9 protein-coding genes and 2 pseudogenes are annotated in these 8,013 nt (G+C 58.5%); 3 read left to right on the forward strand and 8 right to left on the reverse strand.

All coding sequences use genetic code 11. The features are described from left to right. Positions 1 to 337: 337 nt before the first annotated feature. The 4 genes from VGP75_RS17410 to VGP75_RS17425 form a co-directional block, all read right to left on the reverse strand. Positions 338 to 1,213 carry a lysophospholipid acyltransferase family protein gene (locus VGP75_RS17410; protein WP_327544859.1) on the reverse strand — a complete coding sequence of 292 codons (876 nt, stop codon included), beginning with the start codon at positions 1,211 to 1,213 and terminating at the stop codon, positions 338 to 340. A 423-nt stretch (positions 1,214 to 1,636) separates the two neighbouring features. Continuing rightward, positions 1,637 to 2,569, reverse strand: a complete 933-nt coding sequence (locus VGP75_RS17415; RefSeq protein WP_327544860.1) for an ArdC family protein — start codon at positions 2,567 to 2,569, stop codon at positions 1,637 to 1,639. Positions 2,570 to 2,609: 40 nt separating this feature from the next. Further along, positions 2,610 to 3,080 (reverse strand): hypothetical protein, encoded by a 471-nt coding sequence (locus VGP75_RS17420; protein WP_327544861.1) that lies wholly within the window; start codon positions 3,078 to 3,080, stop codon positions 2,610 to 2,612. 474 nt (positions 3,081 to 3,554) lie between these two features. Then, positions 3,555 to 4,586 carry an IS110 family RNA-guided transposase gene (locus tag VGP75_RS17425; protein ID WP_327544862.1) on the reverse strand — a complete coding sequence of 344 codons (1,032 nt, stop codon included), beginning with the start codon at positions 4,584 to 4,586 and terminating at the stop codon, positions 3,555 to 3,557. Between the two features lie 402 nt (positions 4,587 to 4,988). Here VGP75_RS17425 and VGP75_RS17430 point away from each other — a divergent pair, with 402 nt between their 5' ends. Further along, positions 4,989 to 5,282, forward strand: coding sequence for a hypothetical protein (locus VGP75_RS17430; RefSeq protein ID WP_327544863.1), 294 nt, complete (start codon positions 4,989 to 4,991; stop codon positions 5,280 to 5,282). A gap of 28 nt (positions 5,283 to 5,310) precedes the next feature. Here the strand turns inward: VGP75_RS17430 and VGP75_RS17435 are convergent, their stop codons facing one another. The 3 genes and pseudogenes from VGP75_RS17435 to VGP75_RS17445 all read right to left on the reverse strand — a co-directional run. Next, positions 5,311 to 5,727, reverse strand: a complete 417-nt coding sequence (locus VGP75_RS17435; RefSeq protein WP_327544864.1) for a hypothetical protein — start codon at positions 5,725 to 5,727, stop codon at positions 5,311 to 5,313. Next, entirely contained in the window at positions 5,720 to 5,974 is a 255-nt protein-coding gene (locus tag VGP75_RS17440) for a type II toxin-antitoxin system prevent-host-death family antitoxin (protein ID WP_327544865.1), read from the reverse strand. Before VGP75_RS17440 ends, VGP75_RS17435 begins: the two co-directional genes overlap by 8 nt. A gap of 77 nt (positions 5,975 to 6,051) precedes the next feature. After that, positions 6,052 to 6,186, reverse strand: a pseudogene (locus VGP75_RS17445) (DUF8835 domain-containing pootine); the annotation flags it as partial. 558 nt (positions 6,187 to 6,744) lie between these two features. On the opposite strand from VGP75_RS17445, the gene VGP75_RS17450 reads away from it, so the two are divergent. After that, positions 6,745 to 7,206 carry a helix-turn-helix domain-containing protein gene (locus VGP75_RS17450; protein ID WP_327544866.1) on the forward strand — a complete coding sequence of 154 codons (462 nt, stop codon included), beginning with the start codon at positions 6,745 to 6,747 and terminating at the stop codon, positions 7,204 to 7,206. After that, positions 7,203 to 7,808: a mobile mystery protein B gene (locus VGP75_RS17455; protein WP_327544867.1), complete on the forward strand. Its 606-nt coding sequence runs from the start codon at positions 7,203 to 7,205 to the stop codon at positions 7,806 to 7,808. The genes VGP75_RS17450 and VGP75_RS17455 overlap by 4 nt, the downstream gene beginning before the upstream one ends. A gap of 3 nt (positions 7,809 to 7,811) precedes the next feature. On the opposite strand, the pseudogene VGP75_RS20730 reads toward VGP75_RS17455, so the two are convergent. After that, positions 7,812 to 7,910: pseudogene (locus tag VGP75_RS20730) on the reverse strand (antitoxin of toxin-antitoxin stability system); the annotation flags it as partial. Between the last annotated feature and the right edge of the window lie 103 nt (positions 7,911 to 8,013).

An 8,013-nucleotide genomic window follows, 5' to 3' on the forward strand; every position in this document is an offset into this window, starting at 1 on the left:
GGGGCTTTCTTTAAAGATAATGACGAATACACTCCCTCCGACACCGCATAAAGGACAAGCTGCGCAACACCGGCTGCCCAGAACACCTGTCTAGTGGACATCCTCGGACATAGCGCCAACACCGTCGCCGCCAACTATGGGTCAGGCTATGCGATTGAGGTCATGCGTGAGGCGTTGGTGAAGGTGTGGGGGGAGTGAGCGGACAGGACAGCTAACGGCCCAAACCTGCCTTTCACCGGCTCTCTAAGTTGCTGCAGTGCGGCCCGTCATTGCGGCCATTCATGCAGAGCGCAGCATTTTTTACCGTGGAGGGCCGATTAGCGGGCTAGACCCAAAATCAAGCACCATCCCACCGTCTTAGCATCCAGTACCACTGTTCTGGATCCGCCATTATCCGCGCAGATAGGCTGTCATTAAAAGTTCGGGTCATGGTAATGCTGTCGGTGTGAGGAATTGGTTCCTCGAAGTCCACGCGAAATGCGTTCCCATCGTCAATACGGGTGCCAAATGCAGGGATCATGGGCAGATCGTATTTAAGTGCAAGCTGGGCCGCCGAAAGCGATGTGAGCGCGTCATGCCCAAGAAACGGTATCCTTACACCTTCCGAATACTTTTCATCTAACAAGATTGAAATAATGCCACCATCCCGCAGATGCCGCACAAGGGCCCTGGTTCCGACGTGGCCGGTTGCCAAAATCGGCATCCCCCCTGCCTCAATACCAGCAAGAATGCGACGCTCATAGTGGCGGTTCTTGTGCGGTCGGTACACAGCTCCGCTTTCAAGCCCATGCATCTTGATTGCGGCGCGAACAGCCTCCCACTGTCCAAAATGGCCAGAAACAATGATCGCCCCCTTGCCCGCCGCTTGAGCCTCCTTCAGGGCGACAAGCCCGGGCCCCGAGGCCATGAATTTATGGTGTTGGGTTTGAAATTCAGCTTCATGATAGATCTCAAACAGTGTTCTCCCCATATGCCGGCCCATATCTTGGCCCAGCTTAGCGCGCGCACCGCGCTTCATGTTGGGAAAAACCCGTTTGGCTTCGCGATCAAATCGAATTCTTGCGGGCGGAAACCAACGCATCACAATTCTAAATGTCGTCCCCAATCCACGTGACCGAGAGTCAAATGACTGCCATCGAACAGCGGTCAGCGCCGACCACAAAGGGAAGTATCTGGCGTAATGTAAAAATGATTTCAACGATGCGGAAAGCATTGCTCTCTATGACTGGGTTCAGCAGCAATACCAATCAAAAATGATAGGTCGCATCACTCCAGTCCATGTCTGTTACGGCTTGTTTGAACGGGTTCTGACCGGACCTGCGGAACAGCAGCCCAACCCAAACGTAGCTGCGGCAGTCTTCCGTCACTCACGGCCCAGAGCGGATGAGGTGGGTGGCTTCTGCTCCACCGGCATCGAATGTGCCAAAGCGCAGTTGTCATCAACTGCTAGGATAGGAGCCACCCAATGACAGTTAAGACAGTAGGCCTAGATTTGGCCGGTCGCGTCCGAAAGAGCAAGCAAAGTTCACAACTTTGCAAATGGCGCTCCCTGCGCACAGCCGTCATTCGTGGTCATCACCACATTCGTCACTCCGGTCTCACACCTGCCATTTTCCGCTTCGCGGCAACAGGTGTGTTAGGCGGCCTCGGCGCTGCCCCCTCCCCTGCCCGCCTCTGATCGGGCGATCAGGTAGTCGCAAGCGCGTTGCGCGTCGGCCGTATGCTTGAAGATCGCGGTTTTGTCCGAACGCAGAACGCGCAGCCAGTTGTAGAGATACGCCGCGTTCATCTCGAGCGTATGCGCTGTGAACCCAAGCTCCTGCCCGAGGAAGCAGGAGGTCAGCTCGGCCACGATCTCTTCGCGGGCATAGGAGGTGTCGCCAAACCGCGAGAGACCATAATCGCGGTTGAGCCGATGCGGCGCTTTTGTGGCATGCGCCAGCTCGTGCGCCCAGACCCCGTAGAAATTCCGTGGGTCATGGAACCTCTCAATAGAAGGCATGAAAACTTTATCGACGGGCGGCAGATAGTAGGCCTCGCCGCCCGCGAATACCGTGGTGATGTCGATCGCATTGAAAAACGCCTGCATGTGCGGGATGGGCTCGGACGGCGTGTGGTCAGGGACCGGCTCCGGGTCGGGATGGAAGCTTTCCGGCAGGCCATCGATCTGGCAGGCATTGAACACACGGTAGGATTTCTGGAAGCGGAAGACGCGGTTCTCATCCCCATCGCCCTCCTCGGCGTCTCCAGACGCCTCGTCCTGTTTCCGGCTCTGGCCGTAATAGACCACCACGGAGGACTTCTCGCCCTTGCGAACCTTTGCGTCCAACGCATTGGCTTGCGGCAACGTCATCCAGAAGGGCGAGCTGTGGCCCGCCATCACGGTCCGCATTGTCAGCAGGAAGTTGTTCACTCCCTGGTAGGGTTCTCCGCCCACGCGCAGGGGACGAGAGCTGCCACCTGCGGTCCAGGGCTTGCGCCACGGCAGGACGCCGCGCTCGATGATACGGATGATTTCGTTTGTGATGACCTCGGAGGCATCGAATTTGGTCGTGCGGGATCGGGCCATGGCTGGCCTCCTTTCAAATGTTGGTGTGAGGGAATGATGATCAGATTGACTGACGGGGCCGCGGATCGTTGACGATCCTCGCGCCGAGCCCTTCGACCATGTCGATGTAGGTGAGCAGCGATACAGAACTGCCAGGGCCCCAGGGTTCAGGGTCGACCGATCCGTCCCGCGCCACCCGCGGCAGGTTCGCGATGGCGATGACATCGGTGACAGGTCGGATATCGATGAAGGGCGTCCCTCGTGAGACCGTAAGAGTGGCCAAGGGAAAGCGCTCAATCGGCGCGAAGGTTGAAACGGTGGTCCAACCAAGATGGAGGAAAGTCCCACCCTCTCCGCAAATCGCATGCGCGTGTGGCAATGCTGCCGCTTGCCTGAGATAGCCGAGATCACGCAGGACGGTCTCGCGCTCGCGCCGTTGTGCCTGCCCCGTCTGGCCGGTTCGGCGTAGTTCCTTGTGTCGCCACCACGAGGCAGCGGTCGCGCGCAACACGCGCAAGACACCTGTTTGCATGGGAATGCCCTTCATCAGGAACGGCAGACCGGAACCCGGCCCGGACCCATCTGAGGGACCCCAAAGGCCCTCATCCGTCAGTCACAAAACCCGAAGGACACTTCCGTAATGGGGCGAATCACTGTCAAGGGTTTCCGGCAAGCGAAGAATTCCGGCGAACATTTCTTTCTTCGCCGGGTTTAAGACACAAAATCAAAAGCTTACTTTTTCTTTTTCACTGCAACGGCACTTCAGGACCGAGGGCTCCCCCTGCCCGGGCTTCGCTCTTCCGTCCGTAGTCAGCCTCAAAGCTGCCACTCTATGCCTGGTTCAAATCTGGTCCTGGGTGCCCATCTTTCACGCGCATTCAACAGTTGTTGATAGCCAGTGTCCTTACGGCATCTCCAGGAACCTCGTCCCGAAAAGGGACCTCTGCGTACCTGTTGTTAGTTGCAGTTCATGCCTCCGTTACGAATAACCCTTGAACCGTTTCGCTTAGGCCGCCGGCCCCGGGTTCAGCGTGAAGCGAAAAGGCGAACCGTCCATCCACATGCGATGCAAAATGACGCCAATTCGGCGCGCGAGCGCAATCAGGGCCCGTTTCGATCCACGCCTGTGCGCCACTCTGAGTGCCCAGACCTGCAACCAGTTCGGTGCTGCGCGGTGCATCAAGATCGTCGCTGCCTGATACAACGCCGATCGCAATCCTCGATCACCCGCTCGTGTAATCTGCCCGACAATGTCCATCTCTCCGGATTGAGTGCGCCTCGGCGTCAGCCCGACCCAAGGACCGATATCCTTTGATTTCGCGAAGCGGGCCGGGTCATCAATCGCGGATCTTACGGTCAAAGCAACAATTGGGCCAACACCGGGCATTGTCATCATGAGACGGCAAACATCGTCATGTTCCGCCAACCCCACGACCTTTTCATCCAGGCTGGCCAGCTCTGTCCTCAGCTGCTCCCGAGCCCGCAGAAGCGCCAACGCCGACGCGGACAAGATGTCATTGTCGGCAACCAGCTCCCTCACCCGGGCCTCGTACCTTACCCGAGTGACATGCCCAAGCTTCAGGCCGAAGTTCCGGAGCACTCCCCTCATCGAGAGTTCGATGTTGATGATCGCCTGCTGAATAGACTTGCGCGCCGACAGCAACGCGCGGATTTCCTGAGAGGACACAGATTTGCGGTGCACGGGCCTGTACCATCCCATTTGAAGCAAGCGCGCAATTCCCTGAGCATCGCGCCGGTCAGTTTTGATCGGCATCGCTTTCAAGGCGGCCTTCACCAACCGCGTTTCCATCAAGACCACGTCAAATCCGGCCTCTTCGATGCCCTTGCTCAGCCATTGGGACAGTGGTCCGGCTTCGAGCCCGATCGCATCGACCGCGTATGGCAATGACGCCATCGCACGCACCAGCGCTTCAGGCTCACTGGCGGCCTCCAACTCCTCAACAATCTTCCCTTGCGGCCCCAGCACACAAATCGCCGTGCTTGCCAGAGATACATCCAGTCCGATAAATACATTCATGTCGTTGCCCTTCTATTCTTAGGAATTGAGGCGCATGAAAACATACGACCTCGTAGACGCGCTGCAGGCGCATCAAGGGCAACGGCACTTCAGATCATGCTGACAAACAAGCGAAACGTGCTCGATTCGCCGAAAGCCCCATTACGGCATCTTTCACTCTTTAGGGATCTGATGCCGGAGATTGTTAAATGCGAAGCTCATGAGAACGCAGGATCCTGCACTTTCCGGCATCAGACCCCGATGAGGAACAGGATCAAGCCGGGACACCCTCTCTCAGACACCCTCTGGCCTGACCCTCCCCGGCCCTCCTCTTCCTCTCAAACCTCATGATTTTCGCGGGTGGCTTGATTTTGTTCCTGTTATGTTCTATTTTACGAACCAAGCTAGGAAGGGAGATCCCCGATGGAAAGCACCACTTACGTCCTGCCCGCGACGCCAAAGCAGATCGCCTATGCGCGCGCGCTGGCCTTGCGCAACCAGACGCTTTTGCCGTGGGAGGTTCAGCAAGATCGGCGGTCCCTGAGCGCCTGGATCGACGCACAAGCCAAGTTGAACCCGGGCGCGCAGGACAGCCGCCCGACATCGAAGCAGGTCGCCTTCGCCGAGCGTCTCGCCCGGATCAAACGCCGCGCCGTCCCGGATGAGTGTTTCCGCGACAAGGGGCTGATGTCGAAGTGGATCGACGGGAACAAATGAAGCTGGGCTGACCCTGCGTTGATCGAGACTACTTCAGCCGATCGACAACGGATGCCCCGCCCGACCGAGCCAGCACGATCAGGCTGGACTGGATCTTGGATGTGAAGACGGAACTGAACGTGCCGATGGGCGTGCGGTCCTCCCAGACATAGGACCGCTCCAGAATATCGGTGTTGATCTCGTCCAGCATGACCCATTTGCGGACATGGGTCTCCAACCCCACACGCTGCGACTCGATCTGTGGCACCTCGATGCACTTGCGCGAGGGCAAGGGCGGTTGCGTCGTGATCGGCAGGATGAACACCACGGTCTCGCTATCGGACTTGGCGACAGTGACGGCGATACAGACAGGCCGTGTCTTGCGGCCCTCGGTCTCGCCCGCCATCTGCTCGCGTTTCCACAGGAACGGATAGCGGAAAACCTCTCCAGCACTCGGCTTAGTCATCAGCCTGCGTCAAGTCCCGCTCGAGCCCTTCTATCATCAGCGCCTTGAGATCCTCGGGCATCTCGTCAACCATATGAGCCTGTTGCGTGGCCCCCCGGGTGAGGTGCTGGTACTGGTCCATGCTCATCAGCACGAATTTCGGCTTGCGGTGCTTGGTGATCGCGATTGGCGAGCGAATGGCCGCGTCGAACAGGTCACTTGTGTGCCGCGTCAGGTCGGCCGCCTTGAACTCGGGAAGATCATGCATGATCGGGGTCTCCGTTTGTGCACAATATACATATATTCTGGATATTCTGCAAGAGATGGGTTGAGCCCTCCCATGTGTCATCCGAACCGCCGCCCCCCTGCGGTGAAGGTGTATTCATTGGCGATGATGCCGTCCTCAACGGACTCGTCCGAGGTAAGGTGGTCGTATTCAGCCTCAAGCTGGCCGTAGAGCCAGCGGGCGAGATCGCGCAAGGGCTTTCCGGTGCTCCTCAATTTCATCGCGAAATGCACGAAGCGGAGGACGCCGTGGCACTTGGCCTGCTTCCACTCGCGCCCAATATCCTCGGGGCGGTTTTGGCACTTGAAGTGCGCGCGCAGAGCTTGGCAACGGCAACGACAGAAATGCCCATGTCACGCGCGACCTCCACGGTCGGCTTTTCCCAAATGAGCGCAAAAAGCTCCTCGCGCGATATGTCCATTCCAAGTATCCAGCAACCACGGGCTCTTGTTCCAATAGAGCTTTTCGGGTTCACAGGCCATGGTCTCGCCCTGCCCACGGCAAGTCGCTGCACAAAGAGGATGGCGACGTCGACAGGAACACGTGAGAGGACCGATCAGCGCGGACAGTGTTGTGAACATGTCATGGAGCAACATTGCGGCCACATTACAGATTGGCAGAAGCACTGCGTCTGCCAATCTGTGATAATGCGAGCCAAGATTTTATGCGCAACTATGATGTTGCTAATATAGACGCTTTGCTATACGTTGGCATCGCAATACTTATATGAATGCAAAATCTCAGGTTGGCAAATGTCTGTCTCCCGCACGAAACAACGTCAGGCCCAAGACAGGATCAACCAGGCTGCCAGCCTGGCAAAGTCGCTTGCAAAGCCGTTCGGTGGCTGGATCGCCACGTTTCAGGAAGCGATCGGGATGAACGCGCCCGCCCTTGCCGAACGTCTCGATGTTTCGCGCAACACGATCTATGCATCGATCCGGAATGAGCAGGCGGGAACGATCTCGCTGAACCAGCTCGAGAAGATCGCCGAGGCCATGGGCGGCCGTCTCGTCTATGCCATCGTCCCGCGCGAAGGCCCGGTCGAGGAGATCGTCCTGGCTCAAGCGCGCACGAAAGCCCGCCGCATCATCCAGCGCACACGGGCGCACATGGCGCTCGAAGAGCAGAGCGAGGGGCTGCGCAGCGAGGCCGAGATGGTGGAGGAACTGGCGGCCGACATCATCCGTGAAGGCCGCCGGGATTTCTGGCAATGACGCTGGAGCTTCATGAACCCGCTGGGGCGACACCCCTGACACCGGACGAATTACTTGGCCTCAAGGCCAAGCACATCGCGACCCGCGGCGAATTGAACGAGCTCGAAGGCGAAAACATCATCGCCGGCCTGACCTGGCTCGACCGACGACCCAAGTCGTTCGATCTGCTGACCGATGCTGCCGTCCGCGAGATTCACAAGCGCCTCTTCGGCGAGGTCTGGGACTGGGCGGGCGCCTACCGTCTGACAGAGAAGAACATTGGTGTGCCGGTCTGGCATATCTCGACCGAGCTGCGCACCTGCCTCGATGACGCCCGGTATTGGCGCGACCACAAGAGCTTTGACCCGCTGGAAGCCACTGCGCGCCTGCATCATCGCCTGGTCTGGATCCATCCCTTCGCCAACGGCAACGGACGTTGGGCGCGGATCATGGCAGACGCCTATCTGGCGAAGATCGATCCGGATGTCTTCCTCGACTGGTCCGGCGGCGGCACGCTGAACGCCGACAGTACACACCGCGCGGCCTATATCACTGCCTTGCGAGCAGCTGATCAGCACGATTTTAACCCCCTGGTGACGCTTGTCAGATCGATCGCCCGATAGTCCTTACCCGAACCGCCGCCCTCCTTCGGTGAAGGTGTACTCGTTCACGATGATCCCCTCCTCGATGGCCTCGTCCGATGTGAGGTGGCCGTATTCGGCCTGACGTGAAGACGCTCGCGCTGATGGACCTTCTGCGCATCGTGGCCGAGCGGAACCTCGCGCAGGTCGCGCGTATCTTGCGAGGCCTCTCGGGCGGCGAGGACGC

Source organism: Yoonia sp., from assembly GCF_036007805.1.
Classification (GTDB): Bacteria; Pseudomonadota; Alphaproteobacteria; order Rhodobacterales; family Rhodobacteraceae; genus Yoonia.

Bases quoted from the DNA above. Each gene is read 5' to 3' on its own strand.
- VGP75_RS17435 (WP_327544864.1), bottom strand. From the start codon at position 5,727: ATGACTAAGCCGAGTGCTGGAGAGGTTTTCCGCTATCCGTTCCTGTGG.
- VGP75_RS17410 (WP_327544859.1), bottom strand. From the start codon at position 1,213: ATGCTTTCCGCATCGTTGAAATCATTTTTACATTACGCCAGATACTTC.
- VGP75_RS17420 (WP_327544861.1), bottom strand. From the start codon at position 3,080: ATGCAAACAGGTGTCTTGCGCGTGTTGCGCGCGACCGCTGCCTCGTGG.
- VGP75_RS17430 (WP_327544863.1), top strand. From the start codon at position 4,989: ATGGAAAGCACCACTTACGTCCTGCCCGCGACGCCAAAGCAGATCGCC.
- VGP75_RS17455 (WP_327544867.1), top strand. From the start codon at position 7,203: ATGACGCTGGAGCTTCATGAACCCGCTGGGGCGACACCCCTGACACCG.
- VGP75_RS17425 (WP_327544862.1), bottom strand. From the start codon at position 4,586: ATGAATGTATTTATCGGACTGGATGTATCTCTGGCAAGCACGGCGATT.
- VGP75_RS17450 (WP_327544866.1), top strand. From the start codon at position 6,745: ATGTCTGTCTCCCGCACGAAACAACGTCAGGCCCAAGACAGGATCAAC.
- VGP75_RS17440 (WP_327544865.1), bottom strand. From the start codon at position 5,974: ATGCATGATCTTCCCGAGTTCAAGGCGGCCGACCTGACGCGGCACACA.
- VGP75_RS17415 (WP_327544860.1), bottom strand. From the start codon at position 2,569: ATGGCCCGATCCCGCACGACCAAATTCGATGCCTCCGAGGTCATCACA.